This window comes from Staphylococcus sp. GDY8P45P, from assembly GCF_017892745.1.
GTDB lineage: Bacteria > Bacillota > Bacilli > Staphylococcales > Staphylococcaceae > Staphylococcus > Staphylococcus cohnii.
In genome coordinates, this window is sequence record NZ_JAESLS010000004.1 from 208,546 (window position 1) to 234,817 (window position 26,272).

Annotated in this window: 25 protein-coding genes, 1 pseudogene and 1 riboswitch; of the genes and pseudogenes, 19 read left to right on the plus strand and 7 right to left on the minus strand. The window is 31.0% G+C overall.

All coding sequences use genetic code 11. The features are described 5' to 3' along the window. Nucleotides 1-183: 183 nt before the first annotated feature. From KA873_RS01215 to msr(A), 4 genes are all read left to right on the plus strand, one after another. Nucleotides 184-1,035: an NAD-dependent epimerase/dehydratase family protein gene (locus KA873_RS01215; RefSeq protein ID WP_107504508.1), complete on the plus strand. Its 852-nt coding sequence runs from the start codon at nt 184-186 to the stop codon at nt 1,033-1,035. Nucleotides 1,036-1,511: 476 nt separating this feature from the next. After that, the gene (locus tag KA873_RS01220; RefSeq protein ID WP_107504507.1) at nt 1,512-2,093 is read left to right on the plus strand and encodes a TetR/AcrR family transcriptional regulator; all 582 of its coding nucleotides are present in this window, start codon (nt 1,512-1,514) and stop codon (nt 2,091-2,093) included. 13 nt (nt 2,094-2,106) lie between these two features. Beyond that, the gene (locus KA873_RS01225) at nt 2,107-2,658 is read left to right on the plus strand and encodes a hypothetical protein (protein WP_107383537.1); all 552 of its coding nucleotides are present in this window, start codon (nt 2,107-2,109) and stop codon (nt 2,656-2,658) included. A 459-nt stretch (nt 2,659-3,117) separates the two neighbouring features. Beyond that, entirely contained in the window at nt 3,118-4,584 is a 1,467-nt protein-coding gene (gene msr(A), locus KA873_RS01230) for an ABC-F type ribosomal protection protein Msr(A) (protein ID WP_107504506.1), read from the plus strand. 544 nt (nt 4,585-5,128) lie between these two features. Here the strand turns inward: msr(A) and KA873_RS13685 are convergent. Then, a complete protein-coding gene (locus KA873_RS13685) occupies nt 5,129-5,254 on the minus strand; it encodes a hypothetical protein (protein ID WP_258230511.1) in 126 nt (41 codons plus the stop codon). Continuing rightward, entirely contained in the window at nt 5,251-5,946 is a 696-nt protein-coding gene (locus tag KA873_RS01235; RefSeq protein ID WP_107504505.1) for an aspartate/glutamate racemase family protein, read from the minus strand. Before KA873_RS01235 ends, KA873_RS13685 begins: the two co-directional genes overlap by 4 nt. A gap of 226 nt (nt 5,947-6,172) precedes the next feature. Between KA873_RS01235 and folE the strand changes: the two genes are divergently transcribed. The 6 genes from folE (at nt 6,173) to KA873_RS01265 (ending at nt 10,189) form a co-directional block, all read left to right on the plus strand. Further along, entirely contained in the window at nt 6,173-6,805 is a 633-nt protein-coding gene (folE, locus tag KA873_RS01240; protein WP_107383540.1) for a GTP cyclohydrolase I FolE, read from the plus strand. Between the two features lie 20 nt (nt 6,806-6,825). Then, a complete protein-coding gene (locus tag KA873_RS01245; RefSeq protein WP_107504504.1) occupies nt 6,826-7,596 on the plus strand; it encodes an SDR family oxidoreductase in 771 nt (256 codons plus the stop codon). Between the two features lie 382 nt (nt 7,597-7,978). Then, on the plus strand, nt 7,979-8,491 hold the full coding sequence (locus KA873_RS01250) for a GAF domain-containing protein (protein WP_107504503.1): 513 nt from the start codon (nt 7,979-7,981) through the stop codon (nt 8,489-8,491). Nucleotides 8,492-8,503: 12 nt separating this feature from the next. After that, nucleotides 8,504-8,944, plus strand: a complete 441-nt coding sequence (locus tag KA873_RS01255) for a carboxymuconolactone decarboxylase family protein (protein ID WP_107504502.1) — start codon at nt 8,504-8,506, stop codon at nt 8,942-8,944. 116 nt (nt 8,945-9,060) lie between these two features. Continuing rightward, a complete protein-coding gene (locus KA873_RS01260; RefSeq protein WP_157948087.1) occupies nt 9,061-9,708 on the plus strand; it encodes an SDR family NAD(P)-dependent oxidoreductase in 648 nt (215 codons plus the stop codon). A gap of 121 nt (nt 9,709-9,829) precedes the next feature. Then, nucleotides 9,830-10,189, plus strand: coding sequence for a 4-fold beta flower protein (locus KA873_RS01265; RefSeq protein ID WP_107383545.1), 360 nt, complete (start codon nt 9,830-9,832; stop codon nt 10,187-10,189). A 111-nt stretch (nt 10,190-10,300) separates the two neighbouring features. Here KA873_RS01265 and KA873_RS01270 read toward each other — a convergent pair whose 3' ends face one another. Beyond that, nucleotides 10,301-10,465, minus strand: a complete 165-nt coding sequence (locus KA873_RS01270) for a DUF488 family protein (RefSeq protein WP_157948086.1) — start codon at nt 10,463-10,465, stop codon at nt 10,301-10,303. 175 nt (nt 10,466-10,640) lie between these two features. Between KA873_RS01270 and KA873_RS01275 the strand changes: the two are divergent. From KA873_RS01275 to KA873_RS01305, 7 genes and pseudogenes are all read left to right on the plus strand, one after another. Continuing rightward, nucleotides 10,641-11,785 (plus strand): annotated as a pseudogene (locus KA873_RS01275) (globin domain-containing protein). 308 nt (nt 11,786-12,093) lie between these two features. Beyond that, a riboswitch (SAM riboswitch) is annotated at nt 12,094-12,203 on the plus strand. Between the two features lie 93 nt (nt 12,204-12,296). After that, nucleotides 12,297-13,112, plus strand: coding sequence for a MetQ/NlpA family ABC transporter substrate-binding protein (locus KA873_RS01280; RefSeq protein WP_107385717.1), 816 nt, complete (start codon nt 12,297-12,299; stop codon nt 13,110-13,112). Between the two features lie 53 nt (nt 13,113-13,165). Further along, nucleotides 13,166-14,098 carry a lactate/malate family dehydrogenase gene (locus KA873_RS01285; protein ID WP_210140145.1) on the plus strand — a complete coding sequence of 311 codons (933 nt, stop codon included), beginning with the start codon at nt 13,166-13,168 and terminating at the stop codon, nt 14,096-14,098. A 443-nt stretch (nt 14,099-14,541) separates the two neighbouring features. Next, on the plus strand, nt 14,542-16,404 hold the full coding sequence (locus KA873_RS01290) for a BglG family transcription antiterminator (RefSeq protein WP_107504498.1): 1,863 nt from the start codon (nt 14,542-14,544) through the stop codon (nt 16,402-16,404). 69 nt (nt 16,405-16,473) lie between these two features. Further along, nucleotides 16,474-18,423: a PTS fructose transporter subunit IIABC gene (locus tag KA873_RS01295; protein ID WP_107504497.1), complete on the plus strand. Its 1,950-nt coding sequence runs from the start codon at nt 16,474-16,476 to the stop codon at nt 18,421-18,423. A 16-nt stretch (nt 18,424-18,439) separates the two neighbouring features. Beyond that, nucleotides 18,440-19,375, plus strand: coding sequence for a mannose-6-phosphate isomerase, class I (gene manA, locus KA873_RS01300; RefSeq protein WP_210140146.1), 936 nt, complete (start codon nt 18,440-18,442; stop codon nt 19,373-19,375). Between the two features lie 106 nt (nt 19,376-19,481). Further along, nucleotides 19,482-20,378 carry an ROK family protein gene (locus KA873_RS01305; protein WP_107504495.1) on the plus strand — a complete coding sequence of 299 codons (897 nt, stop codon included), beginning with the start codon at nt 19,482-19,484 and terminating at the stop codon, nt 20,376-20,378. Between the two features lie 99 nt (nt 20,379-20,477). Here KA873_RS01305 and KA873_RS01310 read toward each other — a convergent pair whose 3' ends face one another. From KA873_RS01310 to KA873_RS01325, 4 genes are all read right to left on the minus strand, one after another. Then, nucleotides 20,478-20,936, minus strand: a complete 459-nt coding sequence (locus KA873_RS01310; protein WP_046206676.1) for a threonine/serine exporter family protein — start codon at nt 20,934-20,936, stop codon at nt 20,478-20,480. A gap of 11 nt (nt 20,937-20,947) precedes the next feature. Continuing rightward, a complete protein-coding gene (locus tag KA873_RS01315) occupies nt 20,948-21,700 on the minus strand; it encodes a threonine/serine exporter family protein (RefSeq protein WP_107383552.1) in 753 nt (250 codons plus the stop codon). A 480-nt stretch (nt 21,701-22,180) separates the two neighbouring features. Next, nucleotides 22,181-23,461: a homocysteine synthase gene (locus KA873_RS01320; protein WP_107504494.1), complete on the minus strand. Its 1,281-nt coding sequence runs from the start codon at nt 23,459-23,461 to the stop codon at nt 22,181-22,183. 357 nt (nt 23,462-23,818) lie between these two features. Beyond that, nucleotides 23,819-24,247: a hypothetical protein gene (locus KA873_RS01325; protein ID WP_233422645.1), complete on the minus strand. Its 429-nt coding sequence runs from the start codon at nt 24,245-24,247 to the stop codon at nt 23,819-23,821. 167 nt (nt 24,248-24,414) lie between these two features. Between KA873_RS01325 and KA873_RS01335 the strand changes: the two genes are divergently transcribed. Together KA873_RS01335 and KA873_RS01340 are read left to right on the plus strand one after the other, a co-directional pair. Then, nucleotides 24,415-25,119: an ABC transporter ATP-binding protein gene (locus KA873_RS01335; protein ID WP_107385725.1), complete on the plus strand. Its 705-nt coding sequence runs from the start codon at nt 24,415-24,417 to the stop codon at nt 25,117-25,119. A 2-nt stretch (nt 25,120-25,121) separates the two neighbouring features. Beyond that, nucleotides 25,122-26,255 (plus strand): ABC transporter permease, encoded by a 1,134-nt coding sequence (locus tag KA873_RS01340; protein WP_107504493.1) that lies wholly within the window; start codon nt 25,122-25,124, stop codon nt 26,253-26,255. Nucleotides 26,256-26,272 lie beyond the last annotated feature (17 nt).

The window sequence follows — 26,272 nt, forward strand, 5'->3', positions numbered from 1 at the left end:
TACCAAATTTTTGAAATATAGAACAATGCACATATCATCAATTTGATATTTATAATGAACATGACTTTTAGATGTTTCATAATTTTTTCAAGGTCACGTGTATCGTCACCTTGAAAGGTATATAAAATGCAGTCAAGAAACATAAAAATAACTATAAATTGTGATTAACAAAGGTGGATTATGATGACAAAAGTATTTGTAACTGGTGCTACAGGGCTTATTGGTACGAAATTGACCAAACGATTATTAGAAGAAGGTTATGAAGTAGCTGGATTAACAACGTCTAAAAAGGGTGAAGAAAAACTAGTTAATGCAGGTATTAAAGCATATATTGGTAATGTTTTAGAATATGAAACGATAGAAAATAGTATTGGTGATTTCAAACCAGACATTATTATGAATGAAATTACTGATTTAAAACAAGTTGATATGTCAGCCAACACAAAAGTTAGAATAGAAGGTACAAAAAATCTTGTTGATGCAGCAATTCTGCATGGTGTTGAACATATCCAATCACAAAGCATTGCCTTCGCATATGAAAGTGGTCATGGGTTAGCAACTGAGGATACACCTTTAGATTACGAGTCTAAAGGTGATCGTAAAATTACAGTAGACGGTGTTGATGGATTAGAAAAAGAAACCGCTCGAATAAAAAATTACGTCATTTTACGTTATGGATTATTATATGGTCCAGGTACTTGGTATGGCAAAGATGGCATGATTTATAAGCAATTTATGAATAATGAAATTTCAATCACAGATGGGGTTCAATCATTTATTCATATAGATGATGCGATTGAAACCGCGATACAGGCCTTAAACTTTGATTCGGGTATTTATAATGTAGCAGATGATGATCCTGTAAAAGGCAATGTTTGGGCTGACTGGTATGCTAACTTATTAAACGTAACACCTAATATTAATATAGAAACTGCAGCACCTTTTGAACGCGGTGTGAGCAATGAAAAGTTTAAAATGCAAGGTGGGAAATTAATATATAAAACATGGAAAGTTGGAATGAATCCAATAAACTAGATTTAGATATTTTTTAGAATGTGGCATAAACTAAACATTGGTATGAGATACTATTAATGTATATTTTTATTGTAAAAGTCTTAACACTGATATGGTTAAGGCTTTTTCTATTTCTTAATTAATTACACAACATTGAATAAAACATAGCGTTAAGGTGTCTATTAGGGAGAGCTAAAAGGTTTCATTAAAATCAAAACAATAATGTTGTTTATTATTTATAAATCTGAATAATAAAACGAAAACGCCAATAAATGCGCATTAGATTCAAAAGATTTAATTATTATGGAAGATACCAATTATTTTGATATGTATGGTAAAGAACTTTAGGTATCACAAGTTGTAGATAAAATTATACAATAAGCCCTATTTCTTTATAGTGATGGACTTCTCAATAAGGAAATAAAGTGACATTTGTCTGTTTTGATGGTGTTGATTTTATTTAACACACTTGTATTAAAATATGTTAGACTGAGAACATGCCAAAAATAATAAATCACGAAAAGAAGAAAGTACAAATTATTCAATACGCTTTCGACTCAATTGTAGAAAATGGGGTTAAGGGATCTACTGTAAGACAAATTGCGAAATTAGCTGAAATGACACCTGGACAGATTAGATATTATTTTCCAAATCATTCAGAGTTATTAAATGCTGTAATGTCTACAGTGGAATTAAAAGTGAGGAGGAGAATTGAAATAATATTTACGTCCGAAAACCTTAATACAATAGACAAAGCAAAAGCAAGTTTATTATCGGTATTACCATTAGATCAAGAGAGATTAGCTGATATGGAAGTATGGATGGCATTTCGATATGACATACATGAATATGGCCAAAGTACACTTGATGATGGGATAGATCAATTATGTAATAGTGTTCTGACATTATTAAAAAACGAACATTTGTTGAAGGATAATTTGAATATTCATCTTAACTCTATGAAATTACACGCATTAATTGACGGTTTGGCGTTGCATAAATTACTTAACCCAAACGGAATTTCAAACGATGATATTCAAACAATTGTAGATGAAGAAATAGTTAGATTAACGCAATGAAGGAGGACAGCCCATGAATTTTATCGTGTGGCTTATAATTTTTTGTGAAATTGCCTTTTGGGTTGTAATATTACTTGGTTTGGTAACAAGATATATCTTAAAACAACAAAAACTAGGTTTTTTCTTCCTAGCACTTACACCTGTTATAGATTTAATATTGCTTATAACAACAGTAGTAGATCTCATGAATGGTGCAACAGCTGAAATGCCGCATGCTATAGCTGCAGTTTATATTTCAGTATCTCTTGTATTTGGGAAGAGTATGATAAATTGGGCTGATGATAGATTTAGATATTATGTAATGAAACAAGGTCCCAAACCTTATAAACTCGATGGTTTAGCATATTCTAAAAAATATTTTAAAAGTTGGTTGAAACATTTACTTTCTTATATTATAGGTACAGGAATTTTACATTTACTTGTTTATTTAATTAATGATAAAAGTCGTACAGAAGCCATGGATGGTGTTATTCATATTTGGACAATTGTCATTATTATAGACTTAATTATTAGTATTTCATATTTTGTGTGGCCGCCTAGAAAAGAAAAAAATCATAATGAATAAGAAAAGAGAAAACGGCATCACAGCAATGTCCTTATAATATATAATATTTATCACCTTAATAGCATGCCAGTTTCTGTAATCGACTGGACAGTATGTTTAATCGTATTGATGATTGTTCATGAGCCTTATTCTTAGTTAGATATTGTAAAAAGAGTAATGAAATGTTATCTTGATAGTACTTTATTAAGCGAGGAGGATTAAAATGACTGCTTCTATGAGACTGAGATAACCCTTTTTGAATACAAAATTAAATTAATTCAAAAAGGCTTGTCCGCAATACACACTCATAGGGTGACGTATGTCATTTTTTATCCTTTGATAGGAATAATAAGCACTTTTAAATACTAAAACTTCAGTAATAAACTTTAGATATTTGAAAGTGTGATGTGAATGAGACGGGAGTAGCCTGTCTCATTTTTTTGCGTACACGTCCTTTAAATATACAAGGAGTGTATAAAAATGGAAAAATACACAATTAAATTTAACCAAATTAAACATAAGCTGACAGATTTTCGATCCCTTAATATTGAAAATCTTTATGCTTATCAATTTGAAAAAATAGCACTTATTGGAGGTAATGGTACTGGCAAAACCACATTACTAAATATGATTGCTCAAAAAACAAAACCAGAATCTGGAACGGTTGAAACGGATGGCGAAATTCAATATTTTGAACAGCTTAACATGGATGTGGAAAATGATTTTAACACATTAGACGGTAGTTTAATGAGTGAACTCCATATCCCTATGCATACAACCGACAGTATGAGTGGTGGTGAAAAAGCAAAATATAAATTGGCTAATGTCATATCAAATTATAGTCCGATATTACTTTTAGATGAACCTACAAATCACTTGGATAAAATTGGTAAAGATTATCTGAATAATATTTTAAAATATTATTATGGTACTTTAATTATAGTAAGTCATGATAGAGCACTTATAGACCAAATTGCTGACACAATTTGGGATATACAAGAAGATGGCACAATAAGAGTGTTTAAAGGTAATTACACACAGTATCAAAATCAATATGAACAAGAACAGTTAGAACACCAACGTCAATATGAACAGTATATAAGTGAAAAACAAAGATTGTCCCAAGCCAGTAAAGCTAAACGAAATCAAGCGCAACAAATGGGACAAGCATCATCAAAACAAAAAAATAAAAGTATAGCACCAGATCGTTTAAGTGCATCAAAACAAAAAGGCACGGTTGAGAAGGCTGCTCAAAAACAAGCTAAGCATATTGAAAAAAGAATGGAACATTTGGAAGAAGTTGAAAAACCACAAAGTTATCATGAATTCAATTTTCCACAAAAAAAAATTTATGATATCTATAATAATTATCCAATCATTGCACAAAATCTAACATTGATTAAAGGAAGTCAAAAACTGCTAACACAAGTACGTTTCCAAATACCATATGGCAAAAATATAGCACTCGTAGGTGCAAATGGTGTAGGTAAGACAACTTTGCTTGAAGCTATTTACCACCAAAAAGAGGGGATCGATTGTTCTCCTAAAGTGCAAATGGCATACTATCGTCAACTTGCTTATGAAGACATGCGTGACGTTTCATTGTTGCAATATTTAATGGATGAAACGGATTCATCAGAATCATTCAGTAGAGCTATTTTAAATAACTTGGGTTTAAATGAAGCACTTGAGCGTTCTTGTATTGTTTTGAGTGGTGGGGAAAGAACAAAATTATCGTTAGCAGTATTATTTTCAACGAAAGCGAATATGTTAATTTTAGATGAACCAACTAATTTTTTAGACATTAAAACTTTAGAAGCATTAGAAGTGTTTATGAATAAATACCCAGGAATTATCTTATTTACCTCACATGATACAAGATTTGTTGAACATGTGGCAGATAAAAAATGGGAGCTAACAGAACAATTTATTTATGATATAACATAAAAACTAAAGTCAAAGAAAAATAATATAGATTTAGTTTCTGGGATTTTATGAAAATTATTTGAGCACCACCTAGAGGTCATGTTTGAGTAATAAGTCAAGTTGAACAAGAAGTTGATTTTGTCTTAACAGCAATGAATATAAAATCAGTAACTCAACTAACTGAAAAATGCATAACAGTAAAGTAAACGTTATTATTACAATAGAAATTACGGTTCTATAAAAATTCATAAGGTTATCATGCGACATGTTAAAAGCGACTTCTTATTATTCAGAAGTCGCTTATTAATTTTAAAGTCTAATATTATGCTAATTGAAAAGATTTAATACTATTCTTAATTATCGAGATTTCAACTTATTATTGATAGTAGTCTAAATTATTAACGCTATGAATCGTTAGGTGCAATACTTTTAAGAATTCTGGAGAAGTTAGCCATTTCACGTTTTAATTTATCAAATTGATGCGATGAATATACTTTGTTATTAATCATATTTAATCATGTTTTATTGACATCACAAGTATTTGAAAAAGTGTTTAATTAAATAATTATTTGACAGTATCAATACATTCAAAACAATACAAATGATTATTTTTATGCACGCCATTTAAAAAACCATTTAAACAAAAAACATCTTTATGGCAATTTTCACATTGACCAATTAATTCTCTCATTTAAAAACCTCCTCAACCATTTTATTTACATGAATATCCATTGTTTCTAAAATTGGAATATTAAAATCATTTTTATCAAAAAGCATTTGTAATTCTGTACATCCTAAAATTAAACCATCAATATTGTCTTCTTTTGTCATTCGACTGATGATTTTTAGAAAGTCTTCTTTAGTTTCTTGATTTACAATACCATTTTCCAATTCATCAACAATTTTTTGGTGTATTAGTTGTTGTTCATTCTCATTAGGTACGACAACATGCTTATTATTTTTGGTGAATTGTTTTTTGAAAAAATCATGTTCCATTGTAAATTTAGTTCCTAAAAGACCTAATGATTGTAAGTTTTCTTCATCTGCGCATTCATATGTTGCATCTACGATACTGATCATTGGTACATTTACCATTTTTTCAATTTCATTAAATGCTATATGTGGCGTGTTTGCAGCTATAATTATAAAATCTGCACCAATATCTTCTAATTTTTTTGCTGCATTTCCTACATAGTTTGCTAATTCTTCAAATTGATTGTTATTAATATATTCAAAAATATTATACATATTAATGCTATTAATAAATAACTCAGGAAGTGTTTTTTTACTGTTTTTTCTGTCTTGGTACTTATGAATGAAAGATTGGTAATAGTCCACTGTTGATTCAGGTCCGAGGCCCCCAATAATGCCTACATTTTTCATCTTAATTCCTCCAATAACCGTCAAAAAATAAATTTAAACGATGTTATATATTAATCAGTTATTAAATTATTACCCGAATAATTTAATTTCAATGTTAATCAATTATTTGAAAATCTATATTTTATTAAGCAGAACGTTTGTTTTTGCTATTATTTAGATAAATAATAAAGGCAAGCTTAAGCAAGCAATTTGTGATCATAAATAATAATTAAAAAGTGGTGTAGATATGGAAGATATAGATTTGGAAGAAAAAGTAAATGATCTTATCTCAAGTAATTTTGTCAATAATGTTGAAGAGAAAAAAAGACAGATGAATCTTGCAATGGAAAGTGTGAGAAACATCATAGAATTATGTGGAGATGATCCTGATAGAGATGGTCTCATCGATACCCCTTATCGTTTTATTAAAGCTTTTTTAGAATATACAGAAGGGTATAATGAAGATCCTAAAACGCATTTAGCAAAAACGTTTGATGTTAAACAAGACGACATGGTTTTGGTCAAGGATATAGAATTCTATTCAATGTGTGAACATCACTTTGCTCCATTTTATGGTGTTGTTCATGTTGGTTATATACCTAATGAAAAGGTAACTGGATTATCAAAAATTGCTAGAGTAGTCGAAGGATATGCGAGAAGATTTCAAGTACAAGAAAGATTAACAACTCAAATTGCACAAGCAATCAATGAGGTGTTAGAACCTAGAGGTGTCATGGTAGTGATTGAAGCTAAACATATGTGTATGTGTAGCCGAGGTATCAAGAAAGAACAATCTTCTACAATCACTTCAGCTGTACATGGGTTATTTCATAAAAATTATAATACAAGAAATGAATTTTTAACTTTAATCAATAAATAATTAGAATAAGGTGTGTAATTATGTGTAGAAGAGTAGCCTTAATTACTGGTAGTGCAAAAGGTTTAGGTAAGAAAACAGCGCTTGATTTAGCTGCTAATGAAATTGATATAGTTATTAATTATCGAAAAAGTAAGGAAGAAGCACAAAAATTAGTTGATGAAATCAAGCATAAATTTGGTGTGAATGTTATAGCAATCCAAGCAGACGTATCCAAAATAAATGATGTAAAAAATATGATTCAAACAATTATGTCTACTATGGGGCGCTTAGATATTTTAATTCATAATGCAGGACCATTTATTAAGGGGAAGAAAACCATTGTCGATACTACTTATGAAGAATGGAATGCTATGGTTGACGGTAATTTAAAAAGTTTTTTCATTTTAGTTAAAGAAGTTATTCCTATTATGAGGAAGAATAAGTGGGGGAGAGTTATAACATTTGGTTTTGATCAAAGCCAAAATATACCAGGTTGGATATATCGAGGCGCATATGCCGCTGCAAAAACAGGTGTCATATCATTAACACAAACTTTATCAAAAGAAGAAGCGCGTTTTGGAATAACATTTAATACAATTTGTCCAGGTGATATTTTAGGTGATGATAAAGAAAAAAATATAGCTGAGCATAAAGGAAATGAATTATCTCATTTTGAGATTCAAAGAAAAGAATATGGTGAAGATATTTCTCGTGTCATTAATTTTCTTTGTGAAGAAAAATCAAGTTATATAACTGGTGCAACAATCTCTGTGACAGGTAATCATGACGTTATCAACAAATATAATTTATAAAGAAGTACTTTAATATGGATGATAATGTTGTAATTGTAGGTGGGTCTATAGTAAGTATATTTGCAGTAAAGAAATTAAATAAAAAGGGTATCAAGGTGGCATTAAAATTGTTCAAAGTGAGGAACGATTGCCATATGATAATCCCCCTTTGACGAAAGTGTGGATGCAAGATAATGAAAATACTTCTATACCTTTATTAGAAAAAGAGAATTTTTTGCTGATAATCATATAGAAATTGTCTTAAATACCAACATTTTCAATCACATATTATGATCAATTAGATAAACCACAGGCTGTGTTTTTCACTAATGATTATAAGAATAAAAAAAGAAGTACAAGATTATCTTATAAAAAATAAAGAATAAAATTAGGAGTAGTCATAATGACTAATAATTCCACAAACTATGGCAGTTTAGCTAAGCAATTAGTAGCTTTAATAGAAGATGAAGTAGAACCTATTACCATTTTTTCTAATATCTCATCTTTACTTTATTCAAATTTACCAAATGTAAATTGGCTAGGCTTTTATTTTATAAAAAATGAAGAATTATTATTAGGTCCTTTTCAAGGACAACCAGCTTGTTCACATTTAAAATTGGAATCTGGTGTATGCGGAGATGCTGTAACACAGCGTAATTTAATAAATGTAGAAGACGTTTACGAATATCCAAATCATATATTTTGTGATTCAAACAGTAAATCAGAAATTGTATTACCTATATTTGTAGATAATATGATAATTGGCGTGTTAGATATAGATGCACCAACGATTCATCGTTTTAATAAAAATGATGAAGCAAATTTACAAAATATAGTAGAGCTTATAGAGCAAAAATTAACAGAAATAGATTTAAGTATCATGACAGACGTATCTATCAATTACATTAAAAAATAAGGAGTGTATAAGATGAGTTTACGAATGAATTATGAAGAAATTGCCTCAGATAATATTGAATTAATGTATGAAATGGAAAAATTATTGAAAAAAAATACAATCGACAACAAATTGCAAGAATTAATAAAAATAAGAGTTTCTCAATTGAATGGTTGTGCATTTTGTTTAAACATGCACACTACAGATGCTAGAAAACGAGGTATAGACGAAAAGAAAATTTATTTATTAAATGCTTGGGAAGATACTAATATATACAGCGACGCTGAAAAATTGGCACTAGAATTAGCTGAACATGTTACGTTAATTTCTAATCATAAAGTTCCGGATGCGCTCTATAATCGCGTTCGTGAAAATTATAACGAAGAGGAATATGCCGATTTAATATTTACAATTGCACAAATTAATACATGGAATAGAATATCTATATCTATGGGAAATGAATACAATATTTAAATCAAAGGAGTACAAAATATGTCTATAAATAATCAAGTTGCGATTGTTACAGGATCCGGTAGAGGTCTAGGTGCTGCTATTGCTATAAATTTAGCAGAAAAGGTGTCAATATTGTATTGAATTACTTAAATGATGAAAAAAGTGTTGAAGGTGTCCAAGAAAAAATTAAAGATTTAGGTTCCAACGCCATTATTGTGCAAGCTGACGTCACAACCATTGATGGCTCGCAGAGAGTAGTTAATGAAGCATTAAAATCATTCGGTACTGTTGATATTTTGGTAAACAATGCTGGTCCATTATTTAGACCAATGTCAATTGAAGACATGACTTGGGAAGACATGTCTAAAAATTTAAATGAAGATATGGGCGCAGCCTTTAATATGACAAAAGCTGTTTTAGGCACTATGAAACAAAATCATTATGGTCGTATTATTTATATAGGATCATTATCTAGTGAAAAACCGTCAAATAATGTAGCTCATCATGGTAGTTCTAGAGCTGCAATAAGTACTTTTTCAAAATATGTAGCACTTGAAATGAGTGAATATGGTATCACTTCGAATGTTGTTGGTCCAGGTATGATAGAAACAGACCGAACTAAATCACAAACTAAGATTATTAAAAGTATTGCCGAAATAACACCCGCTAAAAGAATAGCTAAACCAGAAGATGTTGTTCGTGCAGTTAACTTTTTTGTGAATGACGATGATGGTTTTTACACAGGACATTACTTCCCCGTGAGTGGTGGATTACACTTAAAATAAAAAATGTTTTTAAATTTAACTTTCAAATACTCACAGTATTATTATAGCTTTAACTGTAATGAATTTTTCAATTGTAAAATATATTTTTAACTATAAAAATAAGCATTAAAGAAGGTTTAAAATGAACTTTTACGACAAAAATGGTGATGCTACAGCCTATACCGAAGATAATATCCATATTTATCTTTTTAATGGTAGAGCAGTCGTTTATTTTCAATGTAATAAAGTATATGGTTTTAATGGGAGTCATTTAGGTTGGTTTGAAAATGGATGGATAAGAGATTTAAAGGGTAAATGTGTAATGTTTAGCTCGAAAGCATCTGGTGGCCCAATAAAACCTATAAAAAACAAGGCTCCTAGAAAAAATATAAAAGAAGATATGCCAATTAAAAAGAATAGAAAACAAGTTAAAATTAAAAATATCTATCACTTAGCTTGGTCACACTTAAGTGGCATAGATTTTTTATTACAAGGTGTTTGAAAAATGACTGTTTTAAGCCATCCTTTTAAAACAACTGCTTGCATATGTTATTCATTTTTAGCACAAAATAACTAGGTCATAGTACTGTTATTTTGTGCTATTTTTTAATTTTTAAAGTATCTTTTTAGACCTTTTTTTATCATAATTTTTTTGAAGGGCAATATCATATATCCAACAATCTAAATTAGTTTCTTCTTTAGAAATACCATTAGGCCCAATGCTATCTGTTAATATACAAATACTAGAACCGCAAATACGCTCTAATTTTATAGTCATAACATTTTTTCCAAACACTTGATTTTACAAAAAAATTTTAAATAGTATGCTAAAGATAGGTTTTCATTAATATCTTAAAACGATAATAAAAATGTTAGTAATTTATTTGAATAAGGTGATTTAATATAATTATTTTGTCTTAATCTATCTTAAATTACTATTAAGGAGAGATTATATGTTAACGAATGAAGAAATCAAGATAATTAAAGAAACAGTGCCACTTCTAAAAGACGAAGGACAAAATATTACCTCTATTTTTTATAAAAGGTTATTTGAAGAGCATCCAGAATTAAAAAACGTATTTAACCAAACGAACCAGAAAAAAGGTTTACAATCTTCAGCACTTGCTATGGCTGTCTTAGCTGCAGCTGATAATATTGATGATTTATCTCCAATTGTTCCGGTTATCATGCCAGTGGTCTACAAACATTGTGCATTACAAGTCAACCTGAGCATTATCCGATTGTAGGTGAAAATTTAATTTGGGCGATTCAAGAAGTAACTGGATTGACTGATGATAGTGAAATTATTCAAACATGGATTAAAGCTTATCAAGCAATCGCAGACGCATTTATTGGCTTAGAAAAAGAAGTTTATAGCCAAATGGCTTGGGAAGGATTTAAACCGTTTGAAGTCACTGATATTCAAAAAGAAACAGAAATCATTAAATCATTTACGATTCAATCAGAGGATATTGATTTAAGTCAATTCACACCAGGTCAGTATATTACTGTAAATATTTCAAATAAGAAATTACCTTATCAGGCTAAAAGACATTATTCCATTGTAGATGGAAATCGTGATTATTTAACATTTGGTGTAAGAAAAGATTTTACAGAAGAACATGAAGGTGAAGTTTCAACGATTTTACATGACGAAGTTAAAATTGGAGATACATTAGAGTTATCTGCACCAGTAGGTGGTTTTGGTTTAGTAAATAAAGATAAAAAACAATTATTCTTAGGTTCTGGCGTAGGTGTAACACCACTTGTTTCAATGTATAGAGAAGCTGTTGAAGCTAATTTATCTGCTACATTTATTCAGGTAACTTCAGATAGCGATAATATTGCTTTTGAAGATACAATTAAATCAATTAACGCAAAATCAGAGAAAAGTATATTTCATGCTCATTTACGTGATGAGGATGGTTATATAGAAAAAAAAGATTTAGAGGCATATCTTGATGATGAAACAGAAATTTATATTTGTGGTGGAAGTTCATTCTTAAATTCAATGATGTTAAATCTACAAGCGCTTGAAATTCCAGAAGAACGTATTCATTTTGAAACATTTGTTCCAAGATTAAGTTTTTCTGTATAAAAATATAATATTTTTTGAAAATCATATTTGATAATGATTAGAAAAGATTATAAAAAATGTATGCAAAAAACGTCAATTTCTAATGGGATTGACGTTTTTTTATTATGTTTAGTAATTTTAAAAATCTACTTAGTTTAAGTAGCTGAGTTACTAAATGTTCACTACTTTTAGTGTAAATGTATTCGTTTCACATGGAACAATTTTATTAATATTAGATTAATCATTAATAAATTAGAATTTTCTAAAATTTCATTGACTAAACATGAGTGGAATGCTAGGATTAATACAACTCAAATACATATGATTGACTCTTATTTAGAGAGGCGGAGGGACGTGCCCGATGAAGCCCAGCAACCATCGTTTAACGAAATGGTGCTAATTCACAGAAAGTAACAATGATTACTTTCGAAGATAAGAGAAGGTGCATACTTTCTCTTTATTTTATTAAGAGAAAGTATTTTTTTACATAATGAGTGAATTTTATTTTTAGATAAAGTTAAGGAGAGATGTTATGAAAAAGGTCATTAGTTTAACTGTTTTAGTATGTTTTGCTGTAATACTTGTAGCTTGTGGTTCGTCCAAAGATAAAGAGAATAAGAAGATCACAATTGCTACATCACCAGCACCTCATGGTGAAGTTCTGAAACATGCGAAAGAGGAAATGAAGAAAAAAGGGTATGATTTAGAAATTAAAGTTGTTAATGATTATAAAGTACCCAATAAACTTTTAGATAAAGGTGACGTGGATGCAAACTTCTTTCAACATGTACCTTATTTAAAGGCTGAAAGAGAAGACCATAATTATAATATTGAAGAAGTAGGGAAAGTATTTACGACACCAATGGGTGTATACAGTAAAAAATATAAAGATATCAAAGACATCCCGAATGGTTCTACAATTTATGTTTCTAATAATCCAGCTGAAGAAGGACGTTTCTTATCATTTTTCGTAGATAAAGGGTTAATAAAAATTAAAAAAGGTGTCAAAATTGAAGATGCCAAATTTGAAGATATTGTAGAAAACAAAAAGAATCTCAAGTTTAACAATAAACAAGGGGCAGAATTTTTACCTAAAACTTATAAAAGTAAAGAAGGCGCAGCTGTCATCATGAATTCTAATTACGCGATTGATAATGGTTTAACGCCACACAAAGACGCTATTGCAATAGAAGGTAAATCATCACCATTTGCCAATATTGTTGCAGTTCAAAAAGGTCATAAAGATGATAAAAAGTATCAAACATTACTAAAAGTTTTACAATCTGAAGATATGAAAAAGTTTATTAAAAAAGAATATAATGAAGATGTTATACCGTATGAAAAATAAAAACATTGATTTATTAATATAAATTTTAACAAACAGAGGAGGTATGGTTAGACATGTCTAAGTTAGGAATTGTTGGACTTGGTAGAGTAGGCAGTCAAGTATTGACAGACGTTCAGTATTTGAATTTATTTTCAGAAATTGTATTGATTGATAGCAAAGAAGAAATTGCTAGTGGTGAAGCGCTTGATCATAATCATTCACAAGGACTGTTTAATACCAGTCATGTGAGAATTAAAGCAGGCGCGTACCAAGATTTAGCTGACGCAGATTTTATAGTTATTGCCGCAAGTATACAAACAGATAAAAACGATGGCGACCGAACATTATTGTCACAAGATAACCATGACATTATAAAAAATGTGATGAAGCAAATTGCTGAAGTTACGCAAGAAGCAATTATTATTTTAATTTCTAATCCAGTAGATTCGATGGTATATTTTGCCAATCAAGTCAATTATCCATCGCATAAAATAATTGGGACGGGTACAGCATTAGAAAGTTCAAGATTCAAAACTATTGTCGCTCAGCATTACCAAATTGATCCTAAAAATGTTGAAGCTTTTGTTATTGGTGAACATGGTCAGTATGCAGTGCCTGTATGGAGCAAAGTACGTATTCACGGTATGGAATTATCAGAGTATGAAGCTTTAATTCAAGCGCCAGCGATTGATAAGGCACATATAACGTCTATTATAAATGAAGTTTCAATGGATGTTTTTTATCAAAAAGGGTGGACCAATGCAGCTATTTCCAAGGTGACGACTGCTTTGATACAAGCGATTGCTTTAAATCAGCGTACAATTATGCCATTAACATCAATCAGTCAGGAATATGGGCTAGATGATGGGGCGTATAGTTTACCGACATTAGTTGACCAATATGGCATTGTCCAAAGGTATCCTATAGCATTGGATGAGCAGGAAGAACAACAGCTAATTGAAGCATATCAATATATCAGACAAACAATTAATATAGCACAAAAATAATTTCCTTTAGTATAGAGATAGAAACATAAGTATCTCGTAGCAAATAAAAGATGGCAATTTCTAGATTTTATCTAGAAATTGCCATTTTTTATTTGGTATTCATATTTTTGTTTTATTGGGTTAGTATTATTTTAATATTTAATAACATTCAGACGCTATCCAATTTTCAAACTTATGAGCGTTCAAAACCAATAATTAGTAATTGTGCAAACAAGCTTTAAATATATCAAACACAGATTTTAGGTGTTCATATACAAAACATATTAAATATTGCTTTTTGTGAAACATGATAATTAAATGTAATCGAAATGATTTATACATCATTTTATCAAAGGTATCTTAGTGTGACTTCTTGCTTTAATGTGAGGGTATGGCTACAATGTATTTAAATATTAATATTGAATTTAATAAAAATTCAAACGATTAGAAAGCGCAGTGCAATCATGTTGGTAAGACATGCTAAACTCATTAGGTTATTGCTAAATAACAGTAATCATTATCTAAGCGCAGATGAAATAGCAAGTTATTTAAATGTTTCAAATAGAACAGTGAGAAATGATATTAAATACATTAATAACGAAATTATAAATCATTTGATTACAAGTGTTAAAGGTAAAGGGTATAAACTCAATGGTGACCATTATGATGAGGCTGAATTAGAGACATTGGTACATTCGTTTTTAACGAAAGAAAATGAAAAATTAATGAAACTCGGTTACGAATTATTAATGTATCAAAAACCAAATACAATTGATCAAATAGAATCAGAATATGTGATAACAAAAACGGAAGCTTATGATTATATAAATAGAATAAAAGCTTGGTGTGCGTCTTTTGATATTGATGTTGATGTCATTAAGAAAAAAGGTATTACCATAATAGGTAATGAAATGAATATCAGAAATGCGATATTACATTTAAATCAATTATCTAATAAAGAAAAGACAGTAGAAGCTTTTATACTTAATGAAATACCTCAAGCGCACATTAAATCTATCTGTTATATTATTAAAAACAGATTAGAACAACATCATCTGTTTACTTCTGATATGCGTATTCAACAATTACTTATTCATTTGATTATTATTATAAAAAGGAAAAAAACAAGCGAAGATTCATGGGTGGTAAATAAAGAGGCAGAAGAAATAGCAATGCAATGTATAGAGGATATCAATCATAAATTAGCTTATGGTTTATTTAAAGATACTGCTAAGTTATTTTCTTTTTTTATTAGCTATTATTTTAATAAATATGATTTGGGAATAGAAACACTCTTTGTCGAAAGCTATGTAGCACGCATGATAAAGCACATGGAAAAAATAGTTGGTATCAATTTTACCCAAGACAATATTTTACGCGAAAATATTCAAGCACACTTTAGTAGAGCGTATTTGCGTATTGCTAAAAATGTATATATCAATAATCCATTAACTGATGAGATTAAAAAATATTATCCTTTTGTTTTTAATGCATTGTATGAAACTGTAAAATACCTGGAGAAAGATTCAAATCTAAACCTAGTAGAAGATGAGATTGCCTTTTTAGCATTACATTTTCAATCGTCCATTGACCGTAATAAAAAAGATGAAATTAATATTGTGATAACTTGTTATTATGGTTTAGGAATATCTAATTTGTTGGAAGTTAAAATTGCGAATTTAGATGATCATATAAATATTGTTGATACTTTAAAATTAGAGCGGATGTCTCATTACAACTTTTCAAATATTGATATGCTGATTACTACGCATCCCATTAATACCAAGGATTTACCAGATACATTACACGTGATAGAGGTATCCCCTTTGCTTTCAGATAATGACATAAAACAAATTAAATCATTTATTAATAGTAAAAGAAATCCTGTGCTAAAACAGGATGAAATATCTGCAATTCAATTTGATGTTCAAAAGATGACAGATGACGTCACTGTAACCCATATTTTTGAAAAAGCACAATCGCTTTTAATGAAACAACATGCCATTACGGAAAGTTATATGAAGAGTGCATTGGAACGTGAAAAATATGCTTCAACATATATAGGGAATGGCATTAGTATGCCACATGGTGACCCTGAAAAGGTGTTGCGTTCACAGGTCATTATATTTAAATGCCCTCATGGGTTACTATGGAAACAAAATAAAGTTAAATTAGTATTCTTTTTAGCAATTGCTAATTCTGAAATTTCAGCAATGAAGAAAATAATACATGTGATCGCTGATTTAAATGAGTATGATGTCGATTATCTTATGACTATGGAAACGCAGCATCTAAAACAATACATTATAAATTTAATCAAAGAATAATTGCCACTAGCAACGGCAATTATTCTTTTTATCTATTTTAGAAAGCGTTTACAATTGAATATGAGGAGGATGAAAATATTAGCGATTACATCGTGCCCAAATGGTATAGCGCATACTTATATGGCACAAGAAAAGTTAGAACAAGCAGCTCAAGAAATGGGCGTAGATATAAAAGTAGAAACTCAAGGTGGTGTTGGAGCAGAAAATGTTTTAACATCAAAAGAAATTAGGGAAGCGGATGGCATTATCATTGCAGCAGATAGACAAGTAGATTTGTCACGTTTTGATGGGAAATTAATCATAAATGAAAGCGTTCGTGAAGGTATTCATAAACCGAAAGAATTAATTCAACGTATTATTGATAAAGATGGACATATTCATCATGATCGTAACGGGGATACGAATCAAAAAGATGATGAACAAGAGCAAAAAAGCGGGATGCAAATGGTCTATCAACATTTAATGAATGGTGTATCATTTATGGTACCTTTCATTGTAGTTGGTGGTTTATTGATGGCCATTGCCTTAACTTTAGGTGGTGAAGCTTCATCAAAAGGTTTAGTTATACCAGATGATTCTTTTTGGAAATCTATTGAAAATATTGGTTCTCTAGCATTTAGTTTTATGGTTCCAATATTAGCTGGCTATATCGCAGTTAGCATTGCAGACAAACCTGGTTTAGTACCTGGTATGATCGGTGGTGCAATTGCAGCAGACGGTAGCTTTTATGGCAGTGATGCAGGCGCTGGCTTTTTAGGTGGTATTGTTGCAGGATTTATTGCAGGCTATATTGCAAAATGGATAAAGAATGTTAAGGTACCTAAAGCGATGGCACCTATTATGCCAATTATTATTATTCCAATCATCTCTTCATTGATTGTAGGATTAATTTTTATATTCTTGATTGGCGCACCAATTGCGAGCATTTTCGAAGGTTTAACAACTTGGTTAAAGAGTATGCAAGGGACAAATATTGTTATTTTAGCATTAATTGTTGGTGCAATGATTGCTTTTGATATGGGTGGCCCAGTAAATAAAGTAGCATTTTTATTTGGTTCAGCATTAATCGCAGAAGGTAACTATGCTGTTATGGGGATGGTTGCAGTTGCGGTATGTACACCCCCTATTGGTTTAGGATTGGCTACATTTATTAATAAGCGTAAGTTTAATAAAGGTGAAATTGAAATGGGTAAAGCATCATTTACCATGGGATTGTTCGGTATTACGGAAGGTGCTATACCATTTGCCGCACAAGATCCGTTAAGAATTATACCATCTAATATGATTGGTGCGATGGTAGCTGCTGTAATTGCTGCAATTGGCGGTGTAGGTGACAGAGTTGCGCACGGTGGTCCAATTGTTGCAGTGCTGGGCGGTATTGATCAAATATTGTGGTTCTTTATAGCAGTAATCATTGGTAGTATCGTTACAATGAGTGTTGTTTTAATCTTAAGAAGACAAACACCATCACTTGCAGTTGATACGAACAATATTGAAATTGGCATGGATCAATCAGAAAATAAAGATGAAACAGCAAAAAATAGTGCATCTAAGACGGATAATCAAGCATTAGAAGAACAAAGTGTATTTAGTGAAAAAGTCATTCATATTTCAGAACAAACTTTATCCAGGGATGAAGCGATAGATCAATTAATAGAAAATTTAAATGAACAAGGTTATATTACAGACCAATCACAATTAAAATCTGATGTCTTAAAGAGGGAGATGGAATCAACAACAGCTATTGGAATGAACGTAGCCATCCCTCATGCAAAATCAGATGCGGTTAAAACACCAATTGTTGCAGTTATGAATAATAAGCAAGGCGTGAAATGGGATAGTTTAGATGGAACATTACCTCAATTGATATTTTTAATTACTGTACCAAGTGATAGCAGTGACACACATCTTAAATTATTACAAAGATTATCAAGAACTTTGATGGATGATGAGACCAGACAAAATTTAATAAATGCAACAAATAGTAAACAGATTTATAATATATTAAAAGATATTTAAGTGGAGGTATCATACAATGCCATTATTTTTAAAACCTGTGTTTCAAGAACGTATATGGGGTGGGACAGCTCTAAAAAGATTTAATTATCATATTCCAAGTGCGTATACAGGAGAATGTTGGGCAATTTCGGCGCATCCAAATGGTACAAATATAATAGAAAATGGAAGGCATCAAGGTAAGACATTAGAAGAAGTGTGGAATGAGGATAAAGCACTTTTTGGTGTCACAGGGAATGCTAAATTTCCATTGTTAACTAAAATTTTAGATGCAAATGATAAATTATCAGTACAAGTTCATCCAGATAATACCTATGCCCAAAAATATGAAGGTGAATACGGTAAAACAGAGTGTTGGTATATATTAGACGCACAAGAAGATGCTGAAATTATTTACGGTGTTAACGCTAAAAATCAAACTGAACTAAATGATATGATAGACCAACAACAATTTGATGAGTTATTTCATAAAGTTAAAGTGAAAGCCAGAGATTTTTTTTATGTGCCTGCAGGTACAGTACATGCTATCGGTGAAGGTATTTTAATACTAGAAACACAACAATCTTCTGATACAACATACAGAATTTATGATTATGAGCGTACAGACAACAATGGGAACCAACGTGAGTTACACTTAGAACAAAGTAAAGCAGTGATCAACCTTGCTGCTACTTCACCTAATACAACACCCAAACAAGAAATAGTACAAGAGCAAACATATACGCAATTTGTTTCAAATGATTTCTTCACGGTTGAACGTTGGATGATCGATGGTGTGTTAAATTATGAAAAATCAAGCACGTATTGTCTTGTATCCATTGTTGAAGGTAATGGTAATGTAGAAACGAATGATGAAGTGTATAAACTACAAAAAGGAACACATTTTATATTAACGACAGAAGATCATGACATAGCATTTAATGGTAATATGACAATAATCATAAGTTATGTATAATGTTTAAGAGGTGAGATGAATTGATTTGTGCCAAAGCAAATTAATTTAATCTACACCTCTTTTATCTATAATCGAAGCAATAATATGAGTGATGGAGTGTATGGATATGTTGAAAATATGTGCAGATATAGGTGGTACGAAAACCATTGTAGGGCTTATAGACCAAGATTTATCAGTGATAGATAGTCAAAAATTCGAGACAGATGTCAATCATCCAGAGGTAGAATTTACAAGAATTATTAATATAGCGAATGAATTTAGCAAAAAATATAATGATATAGCACAAAGCACGTTAAACATTGCGATGCCAGGACCTTGTGATTATACAGAAGGATTGTTTTTGAATCCGCCTAATCTACAAAAATATATTGGTTTTAACGCTGGTGATTACATAAAGCAGCATAGTGCATTTCAACCACGTTTCGTAAATGATACTGATGCAGCAATATTAGCGGAATATCAATATTTAAAAACAGATGCAGAAGATGTCATATACTTAACAATTAGCACAGGTATAGGCATGGCATATATAAGAAATGGTCAACTCGTTACAGGCGTCGATGGTAATTTTGGAGAAATTGGTCATACTATTATTAAAAATAATAGCGATTATCAATGTCCAGTGTGCCATCAGTTTGGATGTGTTGAAAATGAACTGTCAGGATTAGCAATCAGTCGTAAAGCGAGCGATATTTTACAAAGAACAGTAAGTACTAGAGAAGCAATCGACATCTATATGAGTAAAGAAAATGAAAATATCAATAATATGATGGATGAAGTAGTGTTACTAACACAACAACTGTGTACGAATTTATTTAATATATTTAATGTATATCATATTATTCTTGGTGGTGGTGTTACACAAAGTGCATTACCGTATAAAGAAAACATTGAAGCATATGCACAAAGGCATCATTTAATCCAAAATAAACCATTTCATATTAAAGTAAGTGATTTGGCATCAAATGTGCTAACTGGTCTTTATTATGTAAATGAACAATAAAAAAGTTTGCTGATTTATAAAAATAGCGAGTACCTGAAGTGATTTAATGGAAGTTTCAGATGCTCGCTATTTTTTGATGACTAAAATGATGAAGTGGATTTATAGTCTGTTGCGTTTAATTAAAATATATTTTCGTATGTTTAATGTTTTAGATAATTGATCAGAAAGCAATAGCCCTAAAGCAATAGAACCAGCAATTAAAATCGCTCGTATAAAGGTATTGGTAGCATCTGTGAAATTTAAAGTAACCAATTGCTGTGTCGCTCTAAAAGCGATACTCCCTGGGACAAGTGGAATGATGCCAGGAATCATAAAAAGTACAACGGGCGCTTTGAAAATACGACTCATGATATGTGCAAGTAAACCTAAAGTTAAGCTGCCAAGCAAACTGGAATATATACTATCCATTTCAAAGGATTGTTCTAAAATGTAGCTGACAAAATAGCCCATTGAACCTGCAAATCCAGCTGGAAAAAATAATTTTTTAGGGGCATCGTATATCACATTAAAAAAGTATGATGCGCTAAAGCTACATAAAAAAGTAAATAAAATTGTCATCATGTGACCTCCTAAAAAATTAAGTAAGCAATCGCAATACCTGAACCAATTGCAAAGGCAATAACGAGTGCTTCTAAAAATTTTGCTGTGAACATTAACATATGCCTACTAAACAAGTCTTGTATCGCAGTCGTTATCAGTACACCAGGTACAATTGGCATAACGGATGCAATCATAGCTGGCCCAAAAGATTTATTGACTTGAAACAATTCTGATCCAAATATAACGATAGCACCTAAAATAAATGAACCTACAAACTCAGGTATAAACATAGTTAGTGATTTACTTTGCATATACTCAACGATTAAAAACCCTATGGCACCAGCAATAATCGTAGTAATTGCATCAGACCAAGTGCCGCCTTGTAAGTATAAAAAACTTAACGAAATAATACCTGCAGCAATTACTTTTTTCCATAATGGAATACTTAAATTGGATCTATCAATATTTTTCAACGCTTCAAAAGCTTCTTCTATAGAAAGCTGATTTCCTGTGAGTTTACGTGAAATGTTGTTTACTTGAAATATTTTAAGTAAATTTGTACTGTTTTTATCAATGCGCAAAATTCGAGTATCATGCTCTTCACTTAATGAAAAATTGATAAATACATTAATGACATACCCCTGACTATTATAATAGCCCATACAAATGGCTATTCGTCTCATTGTATCTTCAACACGAGAAACTTCTGCGCCAGATGATAATAAAATTTTACCAGCAAGCAGTATCACATTCATCGTTACTTTATCTTTGTAGTTATCCAAAAGCGTACCTCCGACTTGATAAATAATTATCATTATTATCCCAATATTAATATGTAATTTCAAAGAGAATTTATTAAATTTACAGAAGTTAAAACAATGTGTATAGCTAAAGTTAGTCTTCGGGTTGTCTGAGGTTACCCTTGCGAGGTGTCTGAAAGATGGATGTTTAGCAAATTGAAGTACAAAGATTTATAGGAGTTAAGTAAGTGAAGTAAGTGAAGTAAGTACATAAAAACATATTGAATTTGTATGCTCATACAAATAGACATTATGCTGTTGAAGAAAACCAACTGTCTCAACTTCTTTAAACATTTAATTGGCAATTAAAGCCCCACTGCTCATGTTATTTGAGTTAATGGGACTTTGCATAAGCTTTAGTTCAAATGAATATTCACTAATCTACCTTATTAACGGAGTCGACATAATCGTTTTAAATGATTTAGATTTCTGTTTTCTGCACTAAAAGCAATGTATTTATTTTTATAATACTTGTAATCCCTGATCAAGATCTGTAATGATATCTTCAATGTTTTCAGTACCAATCGATAATCTTACTAATTCTGGTAAAACTCCAGATGCTTTTTGTTCTTCAGGTGACAGTTGTAAATGAGTCGTACTAGCAGGATGAATAACTAACGATTTTGAATCGCCTACGTTTGCTAAATGTGAGAATAAATTTAAAGATTCAACAAATTTTGCAATATCTTCAACTGAACCATCTACACCAAAAGTTAAAATTGCACCTTGGCCATTAGGTAAATATTTTTCGGCTAGATCATGATATGCATTACTTTCTAAGCCGGGATAATTCACCCAGGAAATTTTAGGATGTTTCTCTAGATATTGGGCAACTTTAAGTGCATTTTCTGAATGACGTTCTAAACGAAGATGTAATGTTTCTAAACCAATTAAAAATTCATGTACATTAAATGGTGACACAGCAGAACCAAGATCGCGTAATAATTGCACGCGTGCTTTTGTAATATAAGCAGCTTCACCTACATCATTTGCGTATGAAACGCCATGATAACTTGGATCTGGTTCGACTAAACCAGGGAACTTTCCATTATTCCAATTAAATTTACCACTATCGACAATGATACCACCGATGGAAGTACCATGTCCGCCTATAAATTTTGTAGCTGAGTGTATTACAATATCAGCACCATATTCAAATGGACGCAATAAATAAGGAGTTGGGAAAGTATTATCAACAATTAAAGGTATCTCATGTTCATGCGCAATATGAGCAACCTTTTCAATATCCAAGACATCTATTTTTGGGTTACCAATCGTTTCGGCATAAACTGCTTTGGTTTTATCTGTTAAGGCTGCTTTGAAATTTTCGGGATCACTTGGATCAACAAAGTGTACTTTAATACCTAGTTTTTTGAAAGTGACATTAAATAAGTTATAGGTACCACCATAAAGGTTTGAAGATGCTACTATCTCATCGCCACTTTCAACAATATTTAACAAAGCTAAGTGAATCGCAGCTTGTCCAGAAGATGTGGCTAAGGCACCCACACCACCTTCAAGCGCAGCAAGGCGTTCTTCAAAAACATTTTGTGTAGGATTCATAATTCTGGTATATATGTTTCCAGGTTCCTCTAAAGAAAAAAGTTTTCTTGCATGTTCAGTATCATCGAATACGTAACTTGAGGTCTGATAAATTGGTACTGCTCGTGATTTTGAGAATTCATCTACTACTTGACCGGCATGGATAGATAAAGTATCTAAATGCCAATTATTTTGAGACATACATTGTCCCTCCTATATATATTTGAATTTTCTGATAATTAACACTATACAAGAGCAATTTTTTATTTTCAAGTATTCTTACTAAAAAAGTAAGAATTAAGTTTACAGTATAGCAATAATGTATTCCTACTAGTGTTAACAAATAACAAAATTAGTGGGGAAGTTTATAAACCAAGTCTTTTTTTCTTGTTTACGATCATTATTTCCTAGGCAATTTCATCCATATATTAGTAATATTGATGATGTGTATATTGATCGTGTGTGTCATTCATACTTTCATGAGTTAAAATTTCAGCGTTTTGTTGTTGAAGTTGACTGTAATCTCCATCCGGTAGTTTGCTTTCTAGAACTTCGACTTTAGGATAAATGAATAGGGGGGGTGAAACCAATTAAACCGTAAATAATGAATGTATACATAAAATTGAACATATCAATGAATAAACCTGCTAATGAAGAGCCAATAACTTGTCCAATAGCTAACATTAAAAAGGGAATGCCGATGCCTAAAGAGGCATTTTTAACAAATATTTTAATTCCCCAAACTAAAAGCACACCAGTTAAGAATATATAACTTAAGCCAAATAATGAAGCTGATATAAATGGTATGATCCAAATTTTTGGCGTGAAAGCAAGGGCAATTGTTGCGAGGGCAAGTGCAATAACACCTAAATTAAATGCATAACGAAGCCCCCGTTTGTCAATAATTGCACCAGATATACCACGAAACCCATATTCATAAAATAATCGTTCAGCAGTTGATAATATATCTTGTCGCTTTTGTGACAATCGTCTCACACTTTCTAAATAGAATGACCGTTCTACTTGGAATTAACAGTTAAATAGCAAAATGTCAAAAAGCTATAAAAATAATATGATTTTACATTTAGTATATCAAAGTGTAATATAACAATAAAGTGAGTATTCACTCACTATTAGTGAGGTGAGGTGTAAAGATGATTGAAGTGAATAATTTAAGTAAATCTTTTGGTGATAAACAAGTATTAAAAGATATAAATGTTGCTTTTGAAAAAGGTGAAATCGTCGGTTTAATTGGCCCATCTGGAACTGGTAAAACAACATTAATTCAATGTATGTTAGGTATGGAGCGTATTGATGTAGGTTGGGTAACGATAGATGACGTTGAAATGCCCAATAGAAAAATTTTAGGTGATATTGGATATATGGCTCAAAGTGATGCACTTTATACTGACTTGACGGGGAGAGAAAACTTAGAATTTTTTGGCAGTATATACATAAAAAAAAGAAAAGACATCAAGAAACGTGTGGAAATATGTAGTAATATGGTGAAACTTCAAGAGGCATTAGATAAAAAGGTATCGACATATTCTGGAGGCATGAAACGCAGGTTGTCATTGGCTATTAGTTTTTTACAAGATCCTAAAATATTAATACTAGATGAACCTACGGTTGGTATTGATCCTAAACTTAGACAAGCGGTATGGAAAGATTTGGATGCGGCAAAATCAGAAGGAAAAAGTATTCTTGTCACAACACATGTGTTAGATGAAGCTACACGCTGTGACAGACTATTACTTATGAACCATGGTGAAATTATTGCAATGGGCTCACCGCAAGATATTAAAACCCAGTATCAAGCTGAATCAATTGAAGAAGTGTTTTTGAAAATGGAGGACTAAATATGAATGCATTTTATATTACTAAACGAATTTTCAAACAAACAATCAGAGACATACGTACGTTGATGTTATTGCTAGTAGCACCGTTGTTAATATTAACGCTACTGTATTATATATTTACAGTTTCAGACAACTCAAATGGGGTGAAGGTAGGTGTTCATGATATTCCTGAATCACTGAAACAAGAATTACAATCACAAGACATCACGATTGAAAATTTTAAAAATCATAACAATATAGATGACAAGATAAAAGAAGATAAATTGACTGGGTTTATACACATGCAAAATCATGAGTTAGAAGTCACTTTTGCTAATGATAATCCAACAGATAAGGGAGTTATGGCTTCTACAAACCAAAAGTGGTTAACCAATCATAATATGAGTCAAATGAAAGAAAATACGAAATCATTAAAAAAAGCATTAGAGCAAGTTCAATCGCAAATACCTGACAATGCTAATACAGGTCAAAGTATGACCGAGAATCGTGAACCGATAAAAATTAATACACATTATTTATATGGGGATAAAGATGCTACATATTTTGATACGATTAATCCAATTTTAATAGGATTTTTCGTCTTCTTCTTCACATTTTTAATTTCTGGCATCGGTTTATTAAAAGAGAGAACCTCAGGAACGCTAGAACGATTATTATCTTCTCCTATTAAGCGAAGCCATATTATTTATGGCTATATTATGGGATATGGTATTTTTAGTGTTATTCAAACGTTTGTAGTAGTTATTTATGCCATATATGTATTAAATATAGCTGTTGAGGGGTCGATTTGGTTAGTTCTAGCTACAACAGTATTAACAGCACTCGTAGCTTTAACGTTTGGCATACTGTTGTCTACTTTTGCATCTTCAGAATTTCAAATGATTCAATTTATACCACTTGTAATCGTACCGCAAGTATTATTTGCAGGTTTAATACCAATATCATCGATGAATATAGGCTTACAATACTTTGCACATTTGATGCCATTATTTTATACCGGACAAGCTATGCAAGATGTAATGATAAAAGGATTTGGTGTGCAGGATATTTATATCAACTTGGGTGTATTATTTGGTATTTTTGTAGTATTACTAATATTGAATATTTTAGGAATGAAGCGTTATAGAAAAGTTTAAATATAGGTGGTATCATA